The sequence below is a fragment of the Isoptericola sp. NPDC057191 genome (genome assembly GCF_042670225.1).
In the GTDB taxonomy this organism is placed as follows: Bacteria; Actinomycetota; Actinomycetes; order Actinomycetales; family Cellulomonadaceae; genus Isoptericola.
In genome coordinates this window covers 18154-39966 of the sequence record NZ_JBHUWC010000017.1, presented here as the reverse complement: position 1 = coordinate 39966, position 21813 = coordinate 18154, and the positions used below count along the sequence as shown (strand labels likewise).

General features: G+C 72.1%; 23 protein-coding genes and 1 riboswitch. Of the genes, 6 read left to right on the top strand and 17 right to left on the bottom strand.

Going from position 1 to position 21813, the window contains the following annotated elements:
- Positions 1-29: 29 nt before the first annotated feature.
- Positions 30-1775, bottom strand: coding sequence for a CocE/NonD family hydrolase (locus ACFT55_RS04790; protein ID WP_380242069.1), 1746 nt, complete (start codon positions 1773-1775; stop codon positions 30-32).
- Positions 1776-1897: 122 nt separating this feature from the next.
- On the opposite strand from ACFT55_RS04790, the gene ACFT55_RS04785 reads away from it, so the two are divergent.
- Complete coding sequence (locus tag ACFT55_RS04785) at positions 1898-2584, top strand: TetR family transcriptional regulator (RefSeq protein ID WP_380242067.1); 687 nt, start codon at positions 1898-1900, stop codon at positions 2582-2584.
- Positions 2581-3648 carry a magnesium and cobalt transport protein CorA gene (locus ACFT55_RS04780; protein WP_380242064.1) on the top strand — a complete coding sequence of 356 codons (1068 nt, stop codon included), beginning with the start codon at positions 2581-2583 and terminating at the stop codon, positions 3646-3648. The genes ACFT55_RS04785 and ACFT55_RS04780 overlap by 4 nt, the downstream gene beginning before the upstream one ends.
- 83 nt (positions 3649-3731) lie before the next feature.
- On the opposite strand, the gene ACFT55_RS04775 is transcribed toward ACFT55_RS04780, so the two are convergent.
- The 12 genes from ACFT55_RS04775 to ACFT55_RS04720 form a co-directional block, all read right to left on the bottom strand.
- Positions 3732-4235 carry an FBP domain-containing protein gene (locus tag ACFT55_RS04775; RefSeq protein WP_380242062.1) on the bottom strand — a complete coding sequence of 168 codons (504 nt, stop codon included), beginning with the start codon at positions 4233-4235 and terminating at the stop codon, positions 3732-3734.
- A 418-nt stretch (positions 4236-4653) separates the two neighbouring features.
- Entirely contained in the window at positions 4654-7080 is a 2427-nt protein-coding gene (metE, locus tag ACFT55_RS04770) for a 5-methyltetrahydropteroyltriglutamate--homocysteine S-methyltransferase (RefSeq protein WP_380242060.1), read from the bottom strand.
- Between the two features lie 25 nt (positions 7081-7105).
- On the bottom strand, positions 7106-8128 hold the full coding sequence (locus ACFT55_RS04765; protein WP_380242057.1) for a methylenetetrahydrofolate reductase: 1023 nt from the start codon (positions 8126-8128) through the stop codon (positions 7106-7108).
- Between the two features lie 5 nt (positions 8129-8133).
- Positions 8134-8240, bottom strand: a riboswitch (SAM riboswitch).
- A gap of 80 nt (positions 8241-8320) precedes the next feature.
- Positions 8321-9220 carry an NADP-dependent oxidoreductase gene (locus tag ACFT55_RS04760; RefSeq protein WP_380242054.1) on the bottom strand — a complete coding sequence of 300 codons (900 nt, stop codon included), beginning with the start codon at positions 9218-9220 and terminating at the stop codon, positions 8321-8323.
- 255 nt (positions 9221-9475) lie between these two features.
- Positions 9476-9808, bottom strand: a complete 333-nt coding sequence (locus tag ACFT55_RS04755) for a hypothetical protein (RefSeq protein ID WP_380242052.1) — start codon at positions 9806-9808, stop codon at positions 9476-9478.
- A gap of 174 nt (positions 9809-9982) precedes the next feature.
- On the bottom strand, positions 9983-10570 hold the full coding sequence (locus tag ACFT55_RS04750) for a hypothetical protein (RefSeq protein ID WP_380242049.1): 588 nt from the start codon (positions 10568-10570) through the stop codon (positions 9983-9985).
- Positions 10571-10573: 3 nt separating this feature from the next.
- Positions 10574-11077: a hypothetical protein gene (locus ACFT55_RS04745; RefSeq protein WP_380242047.1), complete on the bottom strand. Its 504-nt coding sequence runs from the start codon at positions 11075-11077 to the stop codon at positions 10574-10576.
- 138 nt (positions 11078-11215) lie between these two features.
- Positions 11216-11470, bottom strand: a complete 255-nt coding sequence (locus tag ACFT55_RS04740) for a hypothetical protein (RefSeq protein WP_380242045.1) — start codon at positions 11468-11470, stop codon at positions 11216-11218.
- Positions 11471-11472: 2 nt separating this feature from the next.
- Positions 11473-13197 carry a polymorphic toxin-type HINT domain-containing protein gene (locus ACFT55_RS04735; protein WP_380242043.1) on the bottom strand — a complete coding sequence of 575 codons (1725 nt, stop codon included), beginning with the start codon at positions 13195-13197 and terminating at the stop codon, positions 11473-11475.
- Complete coding sequence (locus ACFT55_RS04730; protein ID WP_380242041.1) at positions 13194-13520, bottom strand: hypothetical protein; 327 nt, start codon at positions 13518-13520, stop codon at positions 13194-13196. Before ACFT55_RS04730 ends, ACFT55_RS04735 begins: the two co-directional genes overlap by 4 nt.
- A 108-nt stretch (positions 13521-13628) precedes the next feature.
- Positions 13629-13883, bottom strand: coding sequence for a YbdD/YjiX family protein (locus ACFT55_RS04725; RefSeq protein WP_380242039.1), 255 nt, complete (start codon positions 13881-13883; stop codon positions 13629-13631).
- Positions 13867-16113, bottom strand: a complete 2247-nt coding sequence (locus ACFT55_RS04720) for a carbon starvation CstA family protein (RefSeq protein ID WP_380242037.1) — start codon at positions 16111-16113, stop codon at positions 13867-13869. The genes ACFT55_RS04725 and ACFT55_RS04720 overlap by 17 nt, the downstream gene beginning before the upstream one ends.
- A 123-nt stretch (positions 16114-16236) precedes the next feature.
- Between ACFT55_RS04720 and ACFT55_RS04715 the strand changes: the two genes are divergently transcribed.
- The gene (locus tag ACFT55_RS04715; protein WP_380242035.1) at positions 16237-17523 is read left to right on the top strand and encodes an NYN domain-containing protein; all 1287 of its coding nucleotides are present in this window, start codon (positions 16237-16239) and stop codon (positions 17521-17523) included.
- Between the two features lie 4 nt (positions 17524-17527).
- On the opposite strand, the gene ACFT55_RS04710 is transcribed toward ACFT55_RS04715, so the two are convergent.
- Positions 17528-18370, bottom strand: coding sequence for an alpha/beta fold hydrolase (locus ACFT55_RS04710; RefSeq protein WP_380242032.1), 843 nt, complete (start codon positions 18368-18370; stop codon positions 17528-17530).
- Positions 18371-18477: 107 nt separating this feature from the next.
- Between ACFT55_RS04710 and ACFT55_RS04705 the strand changes: the two genes are divergently transcribed.
- From ACFT55_RS04705 to ACFT55_RS04695, 3 genes are read left to right on the top strand one after another with little or no spacing between them, the layout of a single operon-like run.
- A complete protein-coding gene (locus ACFT55_RS04705) occupies positions 18478-19032 on the top strand; it encodes a TetR/AcrR family transcriptional regulator (RefSeq protein ID WP_380242030.1) in 555 nt (184 codons plus the stop codon).
- A 45-nt stretch (positions 19033-19077) separates the two neighbouring features.
- Positions 19078-19725: a lysophospholipid acyltransferase family protein gene (locus tag ACFT55_RS04700; protein ID WP_380242028.1), complete on the top strand. Its 648-nt coding sequence runs from the start codon at positions 19078-19080 to the stop codon at positions 19723-19725.
- On the top strand, positions 19722-20420 hold the full coding sequence (locus tag ACFT55_RS04695; protein ID WP_380242026.1) for a ubiquinone/menaquinone biosynthesis methyltransferase: 699 nt from the start codon (positions 19722-19724) through the stop codon (positions 20418-20420). The genes ACFT55_RS04700 and ACFT55_RS04695 overlap by 4 nt, the downstream gene beginning before the upstream one ends.
- 57 nt (positions 20421-20477) lie before the next feature.
- Here the strand turns inward: ACFT55_RS04695 and ACFT55_RS04690 are convergent, their stop codons facing one another.
- From ACFT55_RS04690 to ACFT55_RS04680, 3 genes are all read right to left on the bottom strand, one after another.
- Positions 20478-20828, bottom strand: coding sequence for a hypothetical protein (locus ACFT55_RS04690; RefSeq protein WP_380242024.1), 351 nt, complete (start codon positions 20826-20828; stop codon positions 20478-20480).
- Positions 20829-20999: 171 nt separating this feature from the next.
- Positions 21000-21557 (bottom strand): DUF664 domain-containing protein, encoded by a 558-nt coding sequence (locus ACFT55_RS04685; RefSeq protein WP_380242021.1) that lies wholly within the window; start codon positions 21555-21557, stop codon positions 21000-21002.
- 36 nt (positions 21558-21593) lie between these two features.
- A complete protein-coding gene (locus ACFT55_RS04680; RefSeq protein WP_380242019.1) occupies positions 21594-21785 on the bottom strand; it encodes a hypothetical protein in 192 nt (63 codons plus the stop codon).
- Between the last annotated feature and the right edge of the window lie 28 nt (positions 21786-21813).

Sequence of the window (21813 nt, the reverse complement as noted above, 5' to 3'; positions counted from 1 at the left end):
GCCCGAAGGTGGGACGGGCTGTCGTGCACTCAGCCGGCCTGGACGGGGAGGCGCAGGGACGACGCGTGCTCGCCCCCGGTGTGGACGACGTGCCGGCCCTTGTTGACGGCTGACGTGTACTCCCGGTTGCCGGGCATCATCGTGCCGAGCAGGCTGCGCCCGCTGATGACGAGGCGCAGCTGCTCGCCGGGGCGGAAGACGAGGCCGACGGGGAGCAGGTCGATCTCGACGTCGACGATCTCGCCGGGGGAGAGCTTCGCGACGCGGTCGAAGGTGTGGACGGGGACGTCGTCGGTGGTCCGGTCCTCGTCGAGCTGGCGCAGGGAGACGCGCAGGCGCCCGTCGGAGCCCTGGTAACGCAGGATCGAGGCGCCGCGCTCGGTGACGTCCTGGATCATCGCGCCCTGGTTCGGCACGGTGAACTCCTGCAGGGGTGTGCCCTGGGCGTCGAGCTTCTGCACCAGGACGAAGAGGTCCATGTCGTCGGAACCCTCGGCCTCGACCCACAGGTGGGCCTTCGGGTACCCGACGAGCACCGTCTCGTCCTCGAACCGGGTCACGAAGGACAGGACGTCAGGGTTGCCCGCGACGGCGTAGCCGGCGCTCGCCTCGGCGTCGGGCGCCGTCGTGGACAGGGAGCGGGTGCGGGCGTCGAGGTAGTACGTGGTGGGGCTGACGTCCGCGGGCGGGAACTGGTCGGCGGGGACGCCCGCCCGGTCGCCGCCGGTGAGGTCGAGCACGGAGTAGCGCACGCGGGGCGTGGTCTCCCAGCCGTTGTCGACGCCCTTGAGGACGTGGTCGAAGAACCGGCGCAGGTCCTCGACGTTGGCCTCGTCGTAGTAGTCGGGCCATTCCTGGCTGTGGTGGATGCGCAGCCACTTGTCGGTCGAGGCCATGCGGCGCCAGGCGCGGAACGTGCCGGCGGTGTGCAGGGTGTTGGAGTAGCTGGCCACGACGTAGGCGGGCACGGTGATCCGGTCGAAGTCGGGGATCTTGTCCTGCCACAGCTCGTCCATGAGCGGGTGCTGGGCGGCCTCGGTCAGGAGGTCCTCGCGGCGGCCCTTGCCCCAGTAGCTGTTGTCCTGGAGCTGCTCGGCGAAGCCGGTGTCGGGCATGCCGCCGCGCAGGACGAGGTCGCGGTAGACGTCGCTGACGCCCTCCCAGGGGTTGATCGCGGCCAGGTGCGGGGGCTGCTCGGCGGCGGCGAACCACTGCGAGACGGCGAGGTAGGAGGTGCCGCTCATCGCGACCTTGCCGGTGCACCAGTCCTGGGCGGCGAGCCACTCGATCAGGTCGTAGGCGTCGCGGCCCTCCTGTCGGTCCCAGATCACGCTGTCGCCCTCGGACTCCGCGACTCCCCGGATGTCGGGGTTGCAGACCGCGTAGCCACGCGCGCACCAGTACGCCGGGTCCGGGCCCTCGAACTTCTCCAGCCCGGACACGACCGAGTTGTCCAGGCCGACCATCCCGAAGATGCCCATGACGCTCGCGGACGTGCCCTGGCCCTTGCCGTACGGGCTGAACGCCATGATGACCGGCACCTGCTCGGTCCCGGCGGGACGGAAGACGTCCACGTGCACGGTCACGCCGTCGCGCAGGGTGACCGGGACGTCCTTGTCGAGCACGACGTCGACGGGCAGCGGCTTGAACGGCGGCGCGACCTGGAAGCCGGCCTCCAGGGTCCGGGTGCCGGGCTCGAAGCCGGACAGGATCCCGTACCGGGGGCCGGGCTCCAGCGGCTGGGACGGCACGTACACCTTCTGGTCAACGCTCATCGTGAGCTCCTCACCTCAGTTCGCCCGTGGTCGGGCTCTGCCAACGCCTTCGACGCTAGGCCTGTCCGGCGAGAAACTCAACACGCGTTGAGAAAGTGTGACCGACGAGGTAGTTTCGGGGCATGGTCACCACGCCGAGCACCACGCCGAGCACCAGGACGAGCACCAGGACGAGCCCTGCGCCCGCTGCCCGCCGCGGCCGCCGGCCGGGGGCGAGCACGACCCGGCAGGCGATCCTCGACGCGGCCCGCGCCCGCTTCGCCGCCGACGGATACACCGGCACGACGATCCGCCGGGTGGCGGCCGACGCCGGCGTCGACGCGTCGCTGGTCATGCAGTTCTTCCGGTCCAAGGACGAGCTGTTCGCCGCGGTGATGGCCGTGCCGCCGGAGGCGCTCACCCGCTTCAGCGCCGCGTTTGAGGGTGCCGACGACGGGCTGGGCGAACGCGTGGTGCGGGCCTTCCTCGAGATCTGGGAGGAGGACGCCCGGAGCGCTGAGCCGCTCATGGCCATGTTCCGCGGTGCGATCGTCAACGACCTGGCGAACGCCCAGCTGCGGGGCTTCCTCCAGGAGCGCCTGCTCGTCGACGCCGTCGCGTCGCGGGACGTCGACGACGCGACGCTGCGCGCGGGGCTCGTGTCGTCGATGCTCGTGGGCCTCGTCGTGGGACGCGGCGTGGTCGGCGTCCCCACGCTCGCGGCCGCGGACCGTGAGACGCTGATCGCGCTCGTCGGGCCCGCCGTGCACGGTGTGCTCGTGCCGGCAGGCGGGCAGGAGCCCGGGAACGAGCGAGGAGCGGACCGATGACGGCGACCGACAGCCGGATCTACGTCGACGGCCACCTCGCCGCGTCCCCGCCCGACCTGCCGAGCGCCGCCGACGAGCTGGCACGCTCCGGCGGCGTCGCCTGGATCGGGCTCACCGACCCGGGCGAGGCCGAGCTCGAGACCGCCGCGGGCCGGTTCGGGCTGCACGAGCTGGCCGTGGAGGACGCGCACAAGGGGCACCAGCGGGCCAAGCTCGAACGGTACGGCGACACGGTCTTCGTGGTGATCCGCCCGGCCTGGTACGACGACCGGGCCGAGCGCGTCGACATCGGCGAGGTGCACCTGTTCGTCGGGCGCGAGTTCGTCATCACCGTGCGCCACGGCGACCGGCAGGACCTGTCCGCGGCCCGCGACGCGCTGGAGGCCGACCCCCAGTTCCTCGGCACCGGCCCGGAGGCGATGCTCACGGCCTTCCTCGACGTCATCGTCGACGGCTACGCGCCCGTCGTCGCCGGCCTGGTGAACGACGTCGACGAGGTCGAGGACAGCCTGTTCGGGGCGGGCAACACCGACCCGGCGCTGTCGAAGCGGATCTACAAGCTGTTGTCGCAGGTGATCGCGCTCCAGCGCGCGGTGGCGCCGCTGCCCGACATGGTGCGCGGGCTGCTGCGCGGCGCCGGGCGGTACGGCACGGGCGACGAGGTGCAGAACCGGTTGCGCAACGTGCTGGACCACACCATCCGGGTCGCCGAACGGGTCGACGGGATCAGGTCCGTCCTCGAGAACGCCCTGACGGTGCACTCCACCCTCGTCACGACCGAGCAGAACGAGGCCATGCGGCGCATGTCCAGCGCCAGCCTCGCCCAGGGCGAGGCCAGCCGACAGCTCGCCCAGGAGACCATCGAGCAGGGTGAGCAGGTCAAGAAGATCTCGTCCTGGGCGGCGATCCTGTTCACCCCGACCCTCGTCGCGGGCGTGTACGGCATGAACTTCGACCACATGCCCGAGCTGCACTGGACCTGGGGCTACCCGTTCGCCGTCGCGCTCATGGTCGCCTTCGGGTTCGGGCTCTGGCGCGTCTTCAAGTGGCGCCGCTGGCTGTGAGCCTCGCGCTCGTCGGGGACGGCCGCGCGACGGCTGCCACCGGGCACAGCCCGGGCCCGGTACCCCGGGCCCGGGCGTAGGCGTCAGGCGGTGCGGCGCACCTCGTCGACGAACCGGCGTACGTGGGCGCGCACGGCGTCGACGCGTCGCTCGACGATGGCGGCGCGCACGCCGTCGTCGTCGGACCCCGCCTCCGCGAGGGTGGGCCGGCGCCGCGCGTTGCGGGAGCAGCGGAAGTCGCTGCAGACGAGCGTGCCGATGGTGTCGCCCTTGCGGCCGGCGGCCCCGCCGCGCTTGGCGACGTAGAGCTGGACGTCGCGGGTCTCGACGACGTCCTCGCACCACGCGCACATGGCGGCGCGGCGCGGGCCGGTGCGCTCGCTGGCGCGCAGCAGGACGCCGACGGGCGCGTCGTCGACCCAGGTGACGACGTACGCCGCGAGGGGCTGCTTGCGGTCGCGCCAGCCGAGGTAGTCGAGGCGGTCCCAGGCGACCTCCGCCAGGTCAGGGGCGAGGAGGCGCTGCCGTTCGCTGCGCGTGGCGTTGACGAGGCTGTCGCGGAGCTGCTGCTCGGTCAGGGGGTTCATGAGGATTCGGCTTTCGGTGAGCGGGGGTGGGCAGGGCGAAGCCCCGCACCGCCCGGCCTGCTCGAACCGATCAGCCTGAAGAACGAGCCTGAACGATCAGCGGGGGGCGATGCCGGGGCAGGCGGGACTGCCCGAGCAGGCCTGGTGGCCCACCCCGCTCCCTGCGACGCCCGGCATCGCTCGCTCCTCGCTCGTGAAAGATGTGGTCCGCTCGCGCTCGACGGCGCGACCGGCCCTTCCATGGTGCCACGCGGCCGTCGCCCGGGTCGACGAGAATTCCGTCACTCCGGCCCCGCCCCCGTCGCCGAACAGGTGGTTACTCACCTTCTGAACGCTCAGACGGTGAGTAACCACCTGTTCGGCAGCCGGCGGGGCGGGGCGGCCGGCGGGGCTGGGCGGGAGGACGGGAGCGAGCGCGTCAGAGGGTGGCGCGGACCTCGCGGGCGGCGGCGACGAGGTGGGCGAGCGCGGGCTCGACCTCCGGGTACCGGCGGGTCTTGAGCCCGCAGTCCGGGTTGACCCACACCAGCGCCGGGTCGATCGCCTTCACCGCGAGCCGGAGCAGCTCCGTGACCTCCTCGGACGACGGGACGCGCGGGGAGTGGATGTCGTACACCCCCGGCCCGATGCCGCGGGAGTAGCCGGCGTCGGCCAGCTCCGGCACGATCTCCATGCGCGAGCGCGCGGCCTCCACCGACGTCACGTCGGCGTCGAGCCCGTCGATCGCGCCGATGACCTCGCCGAACTCCGAGTAGCACAGGTGGGTGTGGACCTGCGTCGCGACGTCCACCCCGGACGTCGCGAGCCGGAAGGACCCGACCGACCAGCGCAGGTACTCCTCCTGGTCCGCGCGCCGCAGGGGGAGGAGCTCGCGCAGCGCGGGCTCGTCGACCTGAACGATGCCGATCCCGGCGGCCTCCAGGTCCGCGATCTCGTCGCGCAGGGCGAGGCCCACCTGGTTCGCGGTGTCGCCGAGGGGCAGGTCGTCGCGCACGAACGACCACGCGAGGATCGTGACCGGGCCGGTGAGCATGCCCTTGACCGGCTTCTGCGTGAGCGACGCCGTGTACGCGGACCACTCGACGGTGATCGGCGCCGGGCGCTGCACGTCGCCCCACAGGATCGGCGGCCGCACGCAGCGGGAGCCGTACGACTGCACCCACCCGTTCGCCGTCACCGCGAAGCCGTCGAGGTGCTCGGCGAAGTACTGCACCATGTCGTTGCGCTCGGGCTCGCCGTGCACCAGGACGTCGAGGCCCAGGTCCTCCTGGAGCCGCACGACGCGCCCGATCTCCTCGCGCATCGCGCCGGAGTAGTCGGCGTCGGAGAGCTCGCCCTGGGTCCACGCGGCACGGGCCTTGCGGATCTCGGGCGTCTGCGGGAACGAGCCGATCGTCGTCGTCGGCAGCGGCGGGAGGTTCAGCCGCGCGGCCTGCGCGGCCGCGCGCTCGGCGTACGGGCCGCGAGCGAAGTCGGCGTCGGTCAGCGCCGCGGCCCGGTCGCGCACCGCCGGCACGACGACGCCCGCCGCGGTCGCGCGCGAGGCCACGGCCGCGGACGACGCCGCGAGCTCGTCCGCCACGGCGTCCCGCCCGAGGTCGACGGCGCGAGCCAGGGTCGCGACCTCGCCCACCTTCTGGTCGGCGAACGCCAGCCAGTCGCGCAGCCGCGGGTCGAGCGTGGTGCCCGTGCGCGCGCCGTCGCCGAACACCTCGTCCTCGACGTCGTGCGGGACGTGCAGCAGCGACGTGGACGTGCCGACGGCGAGGGCCCCGGCGCCGAGGTCGCGCAGCGCGTCGACGACGTCGAGCCGGGCGGCCAGGTCGGCACGCCAGACGTTGTGCCCGTCGACGACGCCCGCGACCAGCGTCTTGTCCGCGAGCCCCGGCACAGTGCCGTCGAGGGTGCCGGCGGGCACGGCTCCCTTGACCAGGTCGATCGCGATCGCGTCGACGTCGGTGGCGGCGAGGAGCGCGAGCCCGTCGTCGCCGAGGCTGCCGAACGGCGCGGTCACGAGGATCGCGGGCCGCACGCCCACGGTGTCCTCAGAGGCAGTGTCGTCGGTGCCCTTCGTGAGGTCCGTCGCCAGCGCCCGGTACGCGGAGGCGACCGCGGCGTGCAGGCGCTCGGCCGGGACGTCGAGGGAGTCGGTGACCAGCGCCGGCTCGTCGAGCTGCACCCACGGCGCCCCGACGGCGGCGAGCGCGCGCAGCAGCTCCGCGTACGCGGCGACGACGTCGGCGAGCCGGTCGAGCGGGTGGAAGCCGTCGCCCGCCTCGTCGGCCGCCTTCGACAGCGCGAGGAACGTCACCGGGCCCACGAGCACGGGGCGGGTCGTGACGCCGGCCTCCTTGGCCTCGGCGTACTCGCGCACGACGCGGTGGTCGGCGAACGAGATCGGCGTCGTCTCGCTGATCTCGGGGACGAGGTAGTGGTAGTTGGTGTCGAACCACTTCGTCATCTCGAGCGGCGCGTCCTCGCCGCGCCCGCGGGCCACGGTGAAGTAGCCGTCGAGCTCGAGCGAGCCGTCCTCGTCGTCGAGCAGGTCGCGGAACCGCTCGGGGACGGCGCCCAGCAGCGCGACGACGTCGAGCACCTGGTCGTAGTAGGAGAACGCGCCCGGGACGGAGCCGTCGTCGGGGTTCAGCCCGAGGGACGTCAGCCGGCGAGCGGTCTCCCGGCGCAGCGCGCCGGCCGTGACCTCCAGGTCGACGGCGTCGGTACGGCCGGCCCAGAACGACTCGACGGCCTTCTTGAGCTCGCGGCGGCGCCCGATGCGCGGGTAGCCGAGGATCGTGCCGCCGGGGAAGGCTGCGGGTGCGGGGCTTGTCGGTGTGGTGGACATGAGCACTCCAGAGGTCGGGCGCCCGTCAGACGGCGGGAGCCTGGGTCGGGATGCTCGGTACCCACGGCCTTCTGGCCAGGTCCGCGCCGTCCGACGGGTCGTCGGCCGACGCCGGTCCGCCGAGGTGCACACCCTCGAGCAGGTCCAGAGCGGGTCGGTACTTGTTGAACGTGTACACGTGGATGCCGGGGGCGCCCGCGTCGAGCACGCGCTGCGCGAGCTCCACGGCGCGCGCCGTCCCGTAGGCGTGCTGCGCCTCCGGGTCCGGCAGGGCGTCGAGCGCGTCCAGCAGGTGCCGGGGCGCGCGGACGCCGGTGAGCTCCTCGACGCGACGGAGCCGGTGGGGCTCGGTCGTGGGCAGCTGCCCGGCGAGGATGGGGATCGTCACGCCGGCCGCGCGGGCCTCGGCGACGAAGTCGGTGTACGAGTCGGCCTCGTAGAACAGCTGCGTGATGGCGAAGCCCGCCCCCGCCTGCTGCTTCTCCAGCAGCCGCTGGACCTCCTGCGCCCGGGTGGTGCCGGCCTGCCTGTTGCCGTCGACGAACGTCGCGACGGCGATCGTCAGGGGGCGGGTGGCGCCGCGGAGGGCGGTGCCCGGGTCGTGCGCGCAGCGGCGCGCCTCCACCTCGCGCAGCAGGTGCACGAGCTCGATCGACGACTCCACGCCGTCGGACGGCGGTGCCCAGTCGGGCTGGTCCTTGGGCGGGTCGCCGCGCAGCGCGAGGAAGGCGCGCGTGCCGGCGGCGAGGAAGTCGTCGATGACGGCGGAGACGTCCTCCCGGGACGCGCCCACGCAGGTCAGGTGCGCCACGGGCAGGACGGGCGTGCCCTCCAGCAGCCGGGCGACGACCTGCCGCGCCGTCGCCCGGTCACCGCCGCCCGCGCCGTACGTCACGGACACGAAGTCCGGGCGCGCGGCCACGAGCCGGCGCGCCGTCTCCCAGAACTTCGGGGCGGCGTCCGGCCGGCGCGGCGGCATGAGCTCGAACGAGACCGTCGGGCGTGCGGGCAGCACCGGGGTGGGCGGAAGGGATGCCTCTGCGACCATGCGTCACTCCATCGATCCTGGCGTGAGCACCTTCGTCCTCGGGAGGCTTCCGTCGGAGAACGGGTTGCTGCGGCGTCGTCGAGCCAGGACTCTCGGCCGCTCTGGATGGCTGGACCTCGATCGTACGCACCATCCGCGATGCGGTCGAGATTTCGCCCGCCTGATGAGACAACCGGGGGACGACGCCGCTGGTCAGGGCACCAGCACGACCTTCCCGCCCGGGTGGCCGGACTCGACGAGCGCGTGCGCACGGGCCGCGTCGGCCAGCGGGAGGACCGCGCCGACGGTGGTGGTGAGGTCGCCGCGGGCGAGGGCGTCGACCGCCTGCGCGAGCTCGTCGGCGTCCCGCTCGGAGCGGTAGCTGGCCGTCACGCCCAGGTCGGCCGCGGCGTCGTCGGCGATGGTGACGATCCGGTCCGTGCCGCCGCGCAGGGCGATCGAGTCGGGCAGGACGCCCGCGCCGGTGGTGTCGAGGACGGCGTCCACGCCGTCGGGCGCGAGGGCGCGGACGCGTTCGACCAGCCCGGCGCCGTAGGTGGTCGCCGTCGCCCCGAGGGCGGCGACGCGGTCCTGGTTCCGCGCCGACGCCGTCCCGACCACCCTGGCGCCGCGGCGCACCGCGAGCTGGGTGGCCAGCGCGCCCACCGCGCCGGACGCCCCGTGCACGAGCAGGGTCTCGCCGGCGCGCAGGTCCAGCAGGCGCAGCACGCGCGTCGCCGTCTCCGCCGCGACGGGGAGCGTGACGGCGTCGGTCACGGCGAGGCCGTCGGGGACACGGGCGAAGACCTTCGTGAGCGCGAGCTCCGCGTACCCGCCGCCGACGGCGAACCCCACCACACGGTCGCCGGGCGCGACGCCCGTCACGCCGTCACCGAGCGCGTCCACCACGCCCGCCACCTCCAGGCCGGGCACGACCGGGGTCGCGGGCTCGGGGGCGCCGGTCACCCCGGCGCGGGACTTCACGTCCCAGCCGTTGACGGCGGCCGCCTCGACACGCACGCGCACCTGGCCGGGCCCGGCTTGCGGGTCGGGGACGTCGGCGAGGTGCAGCACCTCGGGGTCGCCGTGGGACTCGTAGACGATCGCGCGCACGCGGTCATCCTGGCGCAGGCGCCGCCGCCCTGCCCGCGCGGTCCAGCGGAGGCGCAGCGGTGTCGCGGCACGACGGGATCACGGGGTGGCGAGTTCGGCAGCGTCCAGGACGTCGCCAGAGGCGCTCATGAGCCACTCGGTGGCGAACAGGACCTTCAGGTATTGGATGACGACATTCGTCGCGGGGCTGTGTTCAGCCGATGGCCGGCCGGCTCGGCAACGTCCGATCCGCCCGACGACCGCGGTACGACGTAGTCAGCCCTCTGGGGCGCGGGCGGCGAACACCCAGACGGTCGTGTCGTGCGGCGTCATGGTTGGCGCGGACTGTGTCTCGAAGCGCGTGGTGACCCGCACCCGCTCCCCGAGGAGGAATTGGAGCTCCTGGGCGATCTCGTCGACATCGACACCGGAGTCCTCGGTCCTCTCGCGCACCTGGCAGACGACGGCGACGTCGAGGCCGTCGACGGCGACGCCCAGCGCCAGCGCGTCGCGCGGGACGAGGCTGAGCGAAGCCTGCGTCAGCTGGGCGACGACGTAGTTCTCCCAAAGGGGCGCGCCGCCGAGGTACTCGGGGGTCGGCAGGGTCATGAGGCTGTCCATCCTGGGTTGGCGGGCACCACGCGAGGACTGGAGCAGCCCTCGATGAAGAAGACGTCGGTGAGTCAGAGGCGCAGCCCGGTGGACACGATGAATGCGCCCTTCACGGATTGCTCCTCCGGAAGTCGATGCCGTCGTCGTGACGCTGGACGCTCCGTACGCCCGTCACCCGGCGGCCGTGTTCTCCCAGGTACTGAACCCGACGACCGGTGTGTCGGGCCTCCACCAGCCTTCGTGGGTCGCTGCGGATGCGGCCTGCGGGCTGGCGAGGATCAGCAGGTCCGGTACGGCCGGGACGACGCCGGGTGACGCCACGAACGAGTCCCAGTCGACGTCGGCCGTCGTGCCCCGGCGGTCGACGACGAGACCCAGGGCGTCGGCGCTGGACGTCTGGATCACCTCCTGCGCTGCACGTGAGACCGCGTCGACGTCGTCGGGATCCAGTCCGTCCAGGTAGCAGGTCACGCCGACGAAACCCCGGCTGCCGTCGTCGCCGTAGCGATGTCGTCGGACCGTGACGATCATGTCGTCGGACCCGGACATCCATGTCTGGAAGGTCTGGTCGGTGTCGTCGGCGAGAAGCGCGGAGAGCTGGTCACGGTCGACGAGGTGACGGTCGCCTTCCAGGTCGAGCACGGCGACCAACCCGTCGGTGCCCGGCGCCGTCAGTCGAGCGCCCGACCCCGTGACCCAGTCAGTGATCCACGCGCCGCGGACGGCGGAGACGTAGAGCGTGAGGAAACCGTCTGACATCTGCTACTCCTTGGGGAACGTGAACACGTTGTCGACGCCCAGCTTTCGACCCGCCTGATCGATCGCGCTCGTGGGAGTGCCGTCTTCGAGGTAGTACATGGCGCGGACGCCGTCCCGATCCGCCGCCGCCTTGCTCACATTCAGTGCGTGGCCGAACTTGGCTGGGTCCTTGGCCTTGGCAGGGCCCCCGACGAAGATGTACTCACCGTTGGGCCCGATGACGTCGAGCCCGGTCGACCCGACACCGTCGACCTTGATCTTGATGTCCTGTCCATCGGGGCCCTTGGCGACCTTGCCACCGACGATCTTGGCGACGCGCTCCTCGCGCGCGAGACCCACCGAGTTGGCCGCCTTGCCGTGCCCCGCGGCATTGTGGACCAGGACGGGCAGGTCGCCGGCCAGGACGTAGTAGTTGTGGTGCGTGGCGACGTGGAAGTTGTAGACCGTGACCGGGCCGTCGGGGTCGTGCTCGTCGCGGTGCTCGATGTCGATCCGATCCAGCTTCACGGTCCCCGTGCCGCAGCATGATCACCGCAACGGAGCGGGCCGCCATCGTCTCGATGTGTTCCGTGCCCGTTGCTCCGGCATCTGGTCCGCGCGTCACGTCAAAGCTGAGCAATCACGACCCGGTCGAGCTCGCGAACGTCACGACGCAGCGCGGAACTCGCTGAGCCAGGTCCGAAAGTCCGCGGTCCCATGCAGACGCGTCCCGGGACCCGACAACAGGTCCGCCCCGGAGAGCCTGTCCAGGGCGTCCATCACGACGTCGTCCACATCATCGTCATCGTCCATCGCCCGCAGCGTGGCCATGGCCCAGTCGGCCGCCTCATCCGGGTCGAGCGAGCCATTGGCCAGCGCGCTCAGCTTGGAATCGATCGTGGATCGGTCAGTGGCTTCCATGCTCAGAACACTCCCGTGAAGTTTCCGGCGGCGTCAAAGAGGTAGTGGACCTTCGTGCCCCCGGTGACGCTCACGTCCGGGCGTACGATCCTGACGCGTCCTGCTGCGTCGACGGTCTCGTGCCACAGGCGCTTCGCGCCGGTCCCAGGATCCCACTCCCGCACCAGGCGCCGGCCAATCATCTCGCCAGGGTTGGTGGCGGGCGTGACACGCCCATAGAACCGGAAGCGACCGTTCTCCAGCTGCTTGAAGCCGTCTCTGCCGTACTTCTTGAGCTGCTTCGCAAAGGCCTGGCTCGCCTCCCCCGCGAGTGCGTCATGCCCGCCGGCATTGTGGACCAGGACGGGCAGGTCGCCGGCCAGGACGTAGTAGTTGTGGTGCGTGGCGACGTGGAAGTTGTAGACCGTGACCGGGCCGTCGGGGTCGTGCTCGTCGCGGTGCTCGATGTCGATCTTCTCGAGGGTGACCGTGCCGGTGCCGTCGCCGGTGTCGGGGGTCACCAGGATGTCGCCGGGCTGCAGGTCGCGGGCGAGGATCCAGCCCATGTTGCGCACCATGAACGGGTGCTCGTCGGTGGTCGTGACGACCTGCCCGGCGATGGTCAGGTGGTACAGGGTGGTGGTGGTGCGGACGAAGGTGTCCATGACGAGCTGCAGCTCGTCGGTCCCGGTGGCCAGGTCGTGGGCCCAGACCTTGTCCCCGGGCCGCAGGTCCTCGATCGGCCTGTCGCCCTCGGGGGTGCGTACCAGGGTCCCGGCGGTGAAGCAGGTCCCGAACCCGACCTTGCACCACGCCTTCTTCGCACCGGACTTGAGCCCGGACTTCATGCCCTGCTTGAACGCCGCCTTCGACAGCCCGGTCGCGGCCTTGGCCGCCCCGCCCAGCCCGATCACGCTCAGGGCGGCGCCGGCGATCGCGATCCCGGCCTCGGCCCACGACCGTTCCCCCGTCGCCGCGAGGGTGAGGTTCGCCAACGCGGACACGATCGCCGCGACCGCGGCGACGACGATCAGCACCCCTGCCAGCGCGGTCCCCACCACGGGGATGAACGCGACCACGATCGCGAGCAGGCCCGCGATCGTGGAGACCAGGTCCGCGATGTCGGCGATCGCGGCCACGACCTTCGAGCCCCAGTCGTCCCACCACGAGTCGTTCAGGTCGTCGTTGCTCGTGATGTCCTCGATGCGGGACACCGCGTCGTTCGCCGCCCGGTCCCGGTCGCCCACCGCGGACTCGACGTCCGAGCGGGCCGCGGCGACCTGACCCTGCGCGTCGTGCGCGTCCGAGCCTGACCGGTCCGCGTGCTGCTGGTACTCCCGCTTCTCTTCGGCGTCCGTCGTGCTGTCGGCCAGGTCCTGGTACCGCTCGCGGGACCCTGCCGCGGAGTCCGCCGCGTCCTTCGCCTGCCGGGCCCGCTGCAACGCGGCCAGCGTCTCGGCCTGCACCCGCTCCAACGCGGACGCGTAGTCCACCAGCGCCTCACCCGTGGCCTGATACCGCGAGTGCGCGCGCCGGATCTCGCTGATGGTGTCTTCCTTGGTCTCCATCAACGCGTCCACGGCCTGCGAGATCGTGCCGGCCACGTCCAGGCGCGCCATCGCGCCCGCGGCGTCGTCGATCGATCCCGCGACCTCCAGATAGTCCTGACCCCCGGCCAGCACCAGCACCGGGTCCCCGGGCGTGGGGTCCGAGTCCAGCCCTACCGGCGACCAGTCCGCCGGCCTCACACCGGACCACCGGGCCTGGCCGGGGCCGGCGCGGGGGCACCGTCGCCGCGGATCCCGTCGGCGAGGTCACCGTCGATGTCCGTGAACGCCTGCGCCACCTGCACCGACGCGTCGGCCAGCAGGCGCAGGTTCTCCGTCATCTTCTTGCGCGTGTCGTCCCACGAGCTCGCGAAGTCCCGCACCGCGCTCGCCAGCCCGTCGTGCCCGACCGCGTCCGCGATCCGGTCCGAGCGCGTCGTCGCGTTCTCGAACTCGTCCGCCACCGCGGTCAGGCTCGACCCCAGCTCGGTCACCGCGTCCAGGTCCACCCGCAGATCCGCCATCGGCCCTCACCTCTCGTCGCCCGCACGAGAGTAACCAGGCCCACGCAGGTGCACCACGGGGAGAGCTGCCCATCGGTGCTCCCCATCGGTGCTTTCCATCAGTGCTGCTCAGCAGCACCGCGACCCGGGGTTGCGGTCCTGCTCGGCGTAGTGCTCGCGCCAGAACGCGCGCTCGCTCAGCGGCTCGCGGTCGGGGTGCGCGGACCGCTCGTGCGCCACGTAGGTGCGGTAGGCGTCGTCGCCCATCACCTGCCGTACGTACCAGCGCAGTCCCGCCCACCCCGCCGACGCCGCCCGGGTCAGCGCCCGGGCGGCGTCGCGTGCCGTCGGCCCGACGTCGCGGGCGTCAGTGGTGCCCGGCACCGGAGGTCTCCCGCAGACCGGCCTCGGCCCACTGCTTCTCGATCCGCTTCTCGGCGGCGGACGCGAACAGGTTGGCCGGGGCGAAGCGCCGCGACGCCACCGGCGGGTCCTCGTGGTTCGCGCCGCCGCCCGCGCGGAACGCGTGGATCGTCACGACCACCGAGGCCACGATCACGATGATCGACAGCACCACGAAGATGATCGAGAGCGTGCCCTGCACGAACGTGTTGCGGACCACGGCCTCCATCGCGGCGACGTCGGGCGCGGTGCCGAACGAGGTCTCCCCGGCGTCGAGCGCCTCCTGGAACGCGCGGTGCTGCGCCCAGTACCCGACGGCGGGGACGTCCGAGAAGATCTTCTCGAACGACGCGGTGATGGTGATGACCGCGGTGAACGCGAGCGGCAGGGCCACGATCCACAGCCACGCCCAGTACGCGCGACCCCGCTTCGCGACGATCGCGAGCACGACGGCGAGGGCGATCGCGGCCAGCAGCTGGTTCGCGATGCCGAACAGCGGGAAGAACGTGTTGATGCCGCCGAGCGGGTCGGTCACGCCGAGGTAGAGGATGCTGCCCCACCCGGCGACCATGATCGCGGTGCAGACCCACACTCCCGGCCGCCAGCTCACGTCCTTGAACCGCGGTGCGACGTTGCCGATCGTGTCCTGCAGCATGAACCGCGCCACGCGGGTGCCGGCGTCCACGGCGGTGAGGATGAACAGCGCCTCGAACATGATCGCGAAGTGGTACCAGAAGCCCATCATCGCGGTGCCGCCGAACAGCTGGTGCATGATGTGCGCCAGCCCGAGCGCGAGCGTCGGAGCACCCCCCGTGCGGGACACGATGGAGGGCTCGCCCACCTGGCTCGCGAGGGTCGTGAGGGTGTCCGGCGTGAGGTTGACGCCGGCGAGACCCAGCGAGTTCACGAAGGCGACCGCGCCCTCGATCGTGCCGCCCGTGGCGGCAGCCGAGGAGTTCATCGCGAAGTACACGCCGCGGTCGATGGAGATCGCGGCGACCAGCGCCATGATCGCGACGAACGACTCCATGAGCATGCCGCCGTACCCGATGAAGCGCGTCTGGCGCTCCTTCTCCACGAGCTTCGGCGTCGTGCCGGACGAGATGAGCGCGTGGAACCCGGACAGGGCGCCGCACGCGATCGTCACGAACAGGAACGGGAACAGGCTGCCGGCCACGACGGGGCCGGTCTCGGAGCCCGCGAACTCGCTGACCGCGGGCACGGAGATCTCCGGGCGCACGATGACGACGGCGCCTGCGAGCACCACGATGACGCCCACCTTCATGAAGGTGGACAGGTAGTCGCGGGGTGCCAGCAGCAGCCACACGGGCAGGACGGCGGCGACGAACCCGTAGACGATGATGCCGACGGCGATCGTCGTGCGGTCGAGGTGGAAGAGCTCCGACCCCCAGGCCGTGTCCGCCACCCAGCCGCCGCCGATGATGGCGGCCATCAGCAGCACGAAGCCGATGAGCGAGACCTCGGTGATCCGGCCGGGTCGGAGGTACCGCAGGTACACGCCCATGAACAGGGCGATCGGGATGGTCATGGCGACGCTGAACACGCCCCACGGGCTCTCGCCGAGGGCGTTGACCACCACGAGGGCGAGGATCGCCACGATGATGATCATGATCAGCAGGGACGCGACGATCGCGGCGACGCCGCCGATGCGCCCCAGCTCCTCGCGCGCCATCTGGCCGATGCTGCGGCCGCCGCGACGCATGGAGAAGAAGAGGACCAGGTAGTCCTGCACGGCCCCCGCGAGCACCACGCCGACGATGATCCAGATCGTGCCCGGCAGGTAGCCCATCTGGGCGGCGAGGACGGGGCCGACCAGCGGGCCGGCGCCGGCGATGGCGGCGAAGTGGTGGCCGAACAGCACCCGGCGGTCGGTGGGGACGAAGTCCTTGCCGTCCTCGTGCGTCTCGGCGGGCGTGGCGCGGCGGTCGTCCGGGCGGGTGATGAACTTCTCGATGACCTTCGAGTAGAAGCGGTACCCGATGAGGTACGTGCACACCGAGGCGAAGACGAACCAGATCGCGTTCACGGTCTCGCCGCGCACCAGGGCGAGCATGACCCACGCGACGCCGCCGAGCAGCGCGATCGCCGCCCAGAGCACGACCTTCTGCCAGGTCCAGCGGGGGCTCAGGTCCTCCGCCGGCACCGCCGTCGGGGGGAGCGAGGGGTCGGGGACGATCTCGTCCGTCGCCACGGGGGCTCCGGGATCTGCAGACAAGGTGAGCCTCCAAGGCGTCGCGTCGTCGGGACCCGAGACAGGATAGGGGGTGAAAACCCCGGGAGCGGCTTCCGGACGGCGGGGCATAGTGTGGCCGCCATGGACACCGAAGAGCGCCTCGCCGTCTTCCTCGACTACGAGAACCTGGCGCTCGGCGCGCGGGACCACCTGGGCGGCATGCAGTTCGACTTCAAGCCGATCGCGGACGCGCTCGCCGTGCGGGGGCGCGTGGTCGTGCGCCGCGCCTACGCCGACTGGTCGTACTTCGACGAGGACCGGCGGATGCTGACCCGCCACCAGGTCGAGCTCATCGAGATGACCCAGCGCATGGGGGCGTCCCGCAAGAACGCCGCCGACATCAAGATGGTGGTCGACGCCATCGAGATGGCCTTCGAGCGCGAGTACATCACCACGTTCGTCATGTGCACGGGCGACTCCGACTTCTCCCCGCTGGTGCACAAGCTGCGCGAGCTCGACAAGCGCGTCATCGGCGTCGGCGTCGAGAACTCGACGTCGCGCCTGCTGCCGCCCGCGTGCGACGAGTTCCTGTTCTACGACCGGCTCGAGGGTGTCGACGTGCCCGACGAGTCCGAGGCGCCGGCCCCCAAGCGGTCCGGGCGTGGCGCGGGCAAGGGCACCGGCCGGTCGGGCGGCGGCCGCGGCGGGCGTGCCAAGCCCCCGGCGGCCACCGAGGCTCCTGCCGAGGCGCCCGCCGAGGCCGCGGGGGCGACGCGGTCCTCGGCACCGGTCGAGGAGGCCGCGCCCGCGACGTCCGGCACGACGACGACGCGTGGCCGCCGCAAGAAGTCCCCGGCGGCCGAGACCCCCGCCGTCGAGCCCGCCGCGGAGCCTGCCGTCGAGCCGAGCGTCGCGGCCGAGGCCGACGTCGAGCACGAGGACGCCGCCCCCGGCGAGGAGGCGACGATGGAGGTCAAGGTGGCGCAGACGCTCGCCGACCTGCAGGCCTCCACCAGCGGGACCGTCACGGCGTCGATGCTCAAGCGCACGATGGTGCGCAAGGACCCCACGTTCAGCGAGTCCGACTACGGCTTCCGCACCTTCGGGGAGTTCCTGCGCTTCCTCGCCGACCGCGGTTTCGTGGTCCTCTCACCCGGGCCGTCGACGGGCGACCCGGAGGTGGCGCTGCCCGAGCAGCAGGACACGGAGGGCGCGTTCGGGCTGCTCCGCGCAGCCGTGCAGGACGCCGGCGGGACCGCGCCGCTGTCGGGCCTCAAGAACGAGGTGCGCAAGCGCCGCCCCGACTTCTCGGAGAAGGCGCTCGGCTACCGCGGCTTCCTGCAGTTCGCGAAGGGCGCGCAGGCCGCCGGCGCCGTCGCCCTCGCGTGGGACGACGACGCCGACGACTACCTGCTCACCGCCGTCTGACGGGTCAGCGGCCGACGAACGCGAGCAGCGCCGCGTTCACCTCGTCGGCGTGCGTCCACAGCAGTCCGTGCGGCGCGCCCTCGATCTCGACGTACTCGGCGTCGGGCACCGCCTGGTGGAACCGGCGGCCGGACGCGTCGATCGGCAGGATGTTGTCCTTCGTGCCGTGCAGGATCAGCGTCGGCTTGCCGGTCGCGCGCACCGCCTCGACGTCGGCCCGGAAGTCCTCGATCCAGGTGGGGACGACGGCGTAGGCGGCGACGGGGGCCGAGCTCACGGCGGTGATCCAGTTGGCGCGCACGACCTCTTCGGAGATCCGGGTGCCGAGGTTCTCGTCCAGGTTGTAGAAGTCCTTGTAGAACTGCGTGAACCAGGCGTAGCGGTCCGAGCGGGCGGCGTCGGCGATCCCGTCGAACACGGCCTGCGGCACGCCTTCGGGGTTGTCGTCCCGCTGCACGAGGAACGGCTCGAGCGACGCGAGGAAGGCGAGCTTGGCGACGCGGTCGTGGCCGTGGTTGTGCACGTAGCGGGCGAGCTCGCCGGTGCCCATGGAGAAGCCGACGAGGATCACGTCGCGCAGGTCCAGCGTGGTCAGGACGGTGTCGAGGTCCTTGGCGAACGTGTCGTAGTCGTAGCCCGAGCCGACCTTGCTCGACGCCCCGAAGCCGCGCCGGTCGTAGGTGATCACGCGGTAGCCGGCGGCGAGGAGCTCACGGGTCTGGAGCTCCCAGCTGTGCCCGTCGAGCGGGTACCCGTGCACGAGGACGACCGGCTGACCCGCGCCCTGGTCCTCGTAGTAGAGCTCGATGTCCGTGCTGTTTTCCTGCCCGACGGTGATGTAGCCCATGTCCGTGCTCCCTCTCCGGGGGGAGAACGATCGTTCTCCCGCTGAGCGCTACAGTAGAGAACGATGGTTCTCCGCGCAAGGGGGATCGACCGACGAGAGGGTGAACGATGCTCGACGAGGTGACGGCGCGCGACACCGTGGTCGCGGCCGCTGACCGGCTCTTCTACGCCCGCGGCGTCCAGGCCGTCGGCATGGACGCCGTGCGGGCCGAGGCGGGCGTCTCGCTCAAGCGCATCTACGCGCTGTTCCCGTCCAAGGAGGACCTGGTCGTCGCGGTCCTCGGTCTGCGTACCCGGCAGTGGGCCGACGGCGTGGCGCGGGCGGCCACCGCGGCCACGACCCCCCGGGAGCAGATCCTCACCGTCTTCGACTTCCTCGACACCTGGTTCCGGGAGGACGGCTTCCGGGGCTGCGCCTTCATCAACTCCTTCGGCGAGCTCGGCGCGACGTCGCCCCGGATCGCCGAGGCTGTGCGCGGGCACAAGGACGCGTTCCGGCAGCACGTCCTGGGCCTGGTGCGCGAGGCCGGCCTGCCCGACGCCGTCGCCCTCCAGGTGGTCCTGCTCGCCGAGGGCGCGCAGACCACCGCCGCGATCACGCACGACGCCGACGTCGCCCGGGAGGCTCGGCGCGCCGCCGACGCCCTGCTGGCCGCCGCCTGACGCACGGTTCGCGAGGCTGCCAGGAGCAGGGGGCACAATGGTGCGGTGACCTATCGGTTCCTGCGCCTCGTCCTGTCGCTCCTGGTGTACGTGCTGCTGCGCCCCCAGGTGACGGGACTGCACAACATCCCGCGGCGTGGTCCCGTGATCCTGGCGAGCAACCACCTGTCGTTCATCGACTCGATCATCATCCCGCTCGTCGTGCCCCGGCACGTCACCTTCATCGCGAAGGCGGAGTACTGGACGGGCCGCGGCCTCAAGGGGCGCGTCTCGCGCTGGTTCTTCACCACGATGGGCCACATCCCCGTCGACCGGGAGGACCCCCGCGCCGGGCAGCGGTCGCTCGACGACGCGCTCGTCGTGCTCCGGCGCGGCGGCGCCTTCGGCATCTACCCCGAGGGCACGCGCTCCCGGGACGGCAAGCTGCACCAGGGGCACACCGGCGTCGCCTGGCTGGCGCTCGCCGGCTCCGCGCCCGTCGTGCCCGTCGCGCTGCGCGGCACCGACAAGGTGCAGCCCGTGGGCAAGCGGCTGCCCCGCCCGTCGCGCGGCATCCAGGTGCACTTCGGTGCCCCCATCGACCCGTCGCGGCAGCTCACCACCGGAGCCCGCCCCGCGCAGGTGCGCCGGGAGCTGACGGACCACGTCATGGACTCCATCCACAAGATGAGCGGTCAGGAGCTCGCCGCGTGAGCGTCCCCTCGCCGCACGGCGAGGAGGTGCAGCGCCTCTTCGACACGGTCCCCGGCTACTACGACCGGATGAACCGCCTCATGACCCTGGGCCGGCACGCCGCCTGGTGCCGCGATGTCGCGCGCCGGGCGCAGCTGCCCGCCGGCGGGTCGCTGCTCGACATCGCCACCGGAACCGGCGTGATCGCCCTCGAGGCCGCGCGCCAGTACCCCGGCGCCACGATCCACGGTGTCGACTTCTCCGAGGGGATGCTCGACGGCGCACGCGCCAAGCCCGGCGCCGACGCCGTGACCTGGGGCTTCGCCGACGCCAACGCGCTCCCCTTCGATGACGCGTCCTTCGACGCGGTCACCCACGGCTACCTGCTGCGCAACGTCGAGGACGCCGAGCGCGTGCTCGCCGAGCAGCTGCGCGTGCTCAAGCCCGGCGGCCGCCTCGCCCTGCTCGAGACCTGCCCGCCCCGCGGGCTGCTGAAGTACCCGGTGGCCCTCGGCGTGAAGGTCGTCATCCCGCTGCTCGGCCAGCTCGTGGCGCGCGACAAGAAGTCGTACACCTACCTCGAGGAGACCACCCTCGGGTTCATGTCGCCGGAGCAGGTCGCCGGCATCCTGTGGCGGCTCGGGTTCGACGACGTCACCTGGCGGCGACGCTTCCTCGGCACCCACATGATCGTGAGCGCCCGCAAGCCGGCATAGCCGGGCTCTGACGGGTGCCCTCCACCTCGGTCGGACGCGTGGACCGGCGCTCCACGGTCAGTCGACGACCTCGATCGGGGCATAGGGGTCCTGCGCGCAGCTGGCGCCTGGATCGAGCTCGCACCTCGTCTTGGCGCCTTGGAGTCGCAGGGACACCTCTGCCTTGCCGGCCGGGATGTCATCAGGGACCCGGACGGTTCCGTGAGCGGCTCCGTCGCTGCTCGGGTCCAGCAGGCCGAGGGACGCCGAGTAACGGCCCATCGTCGGGTCGTTGTCGGGCATCTCCGACATGATCGTGACCACGTAGCGGGCCCGGGCCGGCATGCGCGGCTCGCAGTCCACGCCGTCGTCTCGTCCGGTGGTCTCGAGGTGCAGCTCGTCGCCTGGTGCGACGCGCTGCGGCGTCACGACCGGGTCCTCCGGCCTGCAGTACGCCGTGCGGTCGACCGCGGACTCGATGGCCGAGCAGCCCGAGAGTGCGGCCAAGGTGAGCGCGAGAACAGCGCTGCTCGTCCGCCGTGAGGCGGCACGTCGGCGCCGGCCAGGCATCATCGCCCTCCTTGGTTCACGGTCAGCGGCCTAGAGAGCGAAGTCCGGGGGCGCGTCCTCGCCCACGCGGCCGTCCACCGCCTCACGGAGGATGTCGGCGTGACCGGTGTGTCGCGCGTACTCCTCGATCATGTCCAGGAGCATCTCGCGGACGCTGGGCGCGCGACCGTCTCGGCGGGTGAACGACGCCGGACCGTCGAGCCCGCGCTCCCTGATGACCTCGCTCACCACCTCTCGCGACCGCTCGACCGCCGCGCGCCAGAGCGCGTCGACGTCCTCCGGGCGGTCCAGCGCCCCGGTCCGCCAGTCCCAGTCGGGCTGGGAGTCGAGGTCGACGGAGTCCCACGGTGACCCGAGCTCGCGGCCCGCCAGCTTCACGGCGAGCCAGTCCGTCTCCACCAGAGCCACATGCTTGACGAGTCCGCCCAACGTCATCGAGGTCGCGGCCGTGGACGCCCGCCGCCCGGTCGCGTCGAGCCCCGTCGTCTTCCAGGCGAAGTTTCGACGGTTGCGCTCGAGTACCGCGCACAGCGCGTCCGCCTCGGAAAGGGGCGCCGGCCCCGATGGCTCGGGAGTTGAGTCGCTCATGGGCGGGAAGCCTAGCCAGCGCCACCGACCGTGTCGCTACCCGGCGGGCGTCGCGCCGATACGGACGAGCTCGTCGGAGTAGTCGGCGCGGTAGCTGGAGACCGGGCTGTCCTCGGGCTGAGTGCTCACCACCTCGGTGACCACGAGGTACGCCCCCAGGGCGCCGACGACGATGCCGACCACGAAGACGGTCGCGGCCAGCGCTCCCCGCGTCAACGACCGGATCACCGCCCCACCACGCGGCCGCACGGGAGCG

Excerpts from the sequence above, each read along its gene's own strand:
- ACFT55_RS04750 (WP_380242049.1), bottom strand. The coding sequence starts at position 10,570 with ATGTCAGACGGTTTCCTCACGCTCTACGTCTCCGCCGTCCGCGGCGCG.
- metE (WP_380242060.1), bottom strand. The coding sequence starts at position 7,080 with ATGTCCACCACACCGACAAGCCCCGCACCCGCAGCCTTCCCCGGCGGC.
- ACFT55_RS04740 (WP_380242045.1), bottom strand. The coding sequence starts at position 11,470 with ATGGAAGCCACTGACCGATCCACGATCGATTCCAAGCTGAGCGCGCTG.
- ACFT55_RS04775 (WP_380242062.1), bottom strand. The coding sequence starts at position 4,235 with ATGAACCCCCTGACCGAGCAGCAGCTCCGCGACAGCCTCGTCAACGCC.
- ACFT55_RS04730 (WP_380242041.1), bottom strand. The coding sequence starts at position 13,520 with ATGGCGGATCTGCGGGTGGACCTGGACGCGGTGACCGAGCTGGGGTCG.
- ACFT55_RS04705 (WP_380242030.1), top strand. The coding sequence starts at position 18,478 with ATGCTCGACGAGGTGACGGCGCGCGACACCGTGGTCGCGGCCGCTGAC.
- ACFT55_RS04755 (WP_380242052.1), bottom strand. The coding sequence starts at position 9,808 with ATGACCCTGCCGACCCCCGAGTACCTCGGCGGCGCGCCCCTTTGGGAG.
- ACFT55_RS04780 (WP_380242064.1), top strand. The coding sequence starts at position 2,581 with ATGACGGCGACCGACAGCCGGATCTACGTCGACGGCCACCTCGCCGCG.
- ACFT55_RS04715 (WP_380242035.1), top strand. The coding sequence starts at position 16,237 with ATGGACACCGAAGAGCGCCTCGCCGTCTTCCTCGACTACGAGAACCTG.
- ACFT55_RS04765 (WP_380242057.1), bottom strand. The coding sequence starts at position 8,128 with ATGGTCGCAGAGGCATCCCTTCCGCCCACCCCGGTGCTGCCCGCACGC.
- ACFT55_RS04710 (WP_380242032.1), bottom strand. The coding sequence starts at position 18,370 with ATGGGCTACATCACCGTCGGGCAGGAAAACAGCACGGACATCGAGCTC.
- ACFT55_RS04785 (WP_380242067.1), top strand. The coding sequence starts at position 1,898 with ATGGTCACCACGCCGAGCACCACGCCGAGCACCAGGACGAGCACCAGG.
- ACFT55_RS04790 (WP_380242069.1), bottom strand. The coding sequence starts at position 1,775 with ATGAGCGTTGACCAGAAGGTGTACGTGCCGTCCCAGCCGCTGGAGCCC.
- ACFT55_RS04685 (WP_380242021.1), bottom strand. The coding sequence starts at position 21,557 with ATGAGCGACTCAACTCCCGAGCCATCGGGGCCGGCGCCCCTTTCCGAG.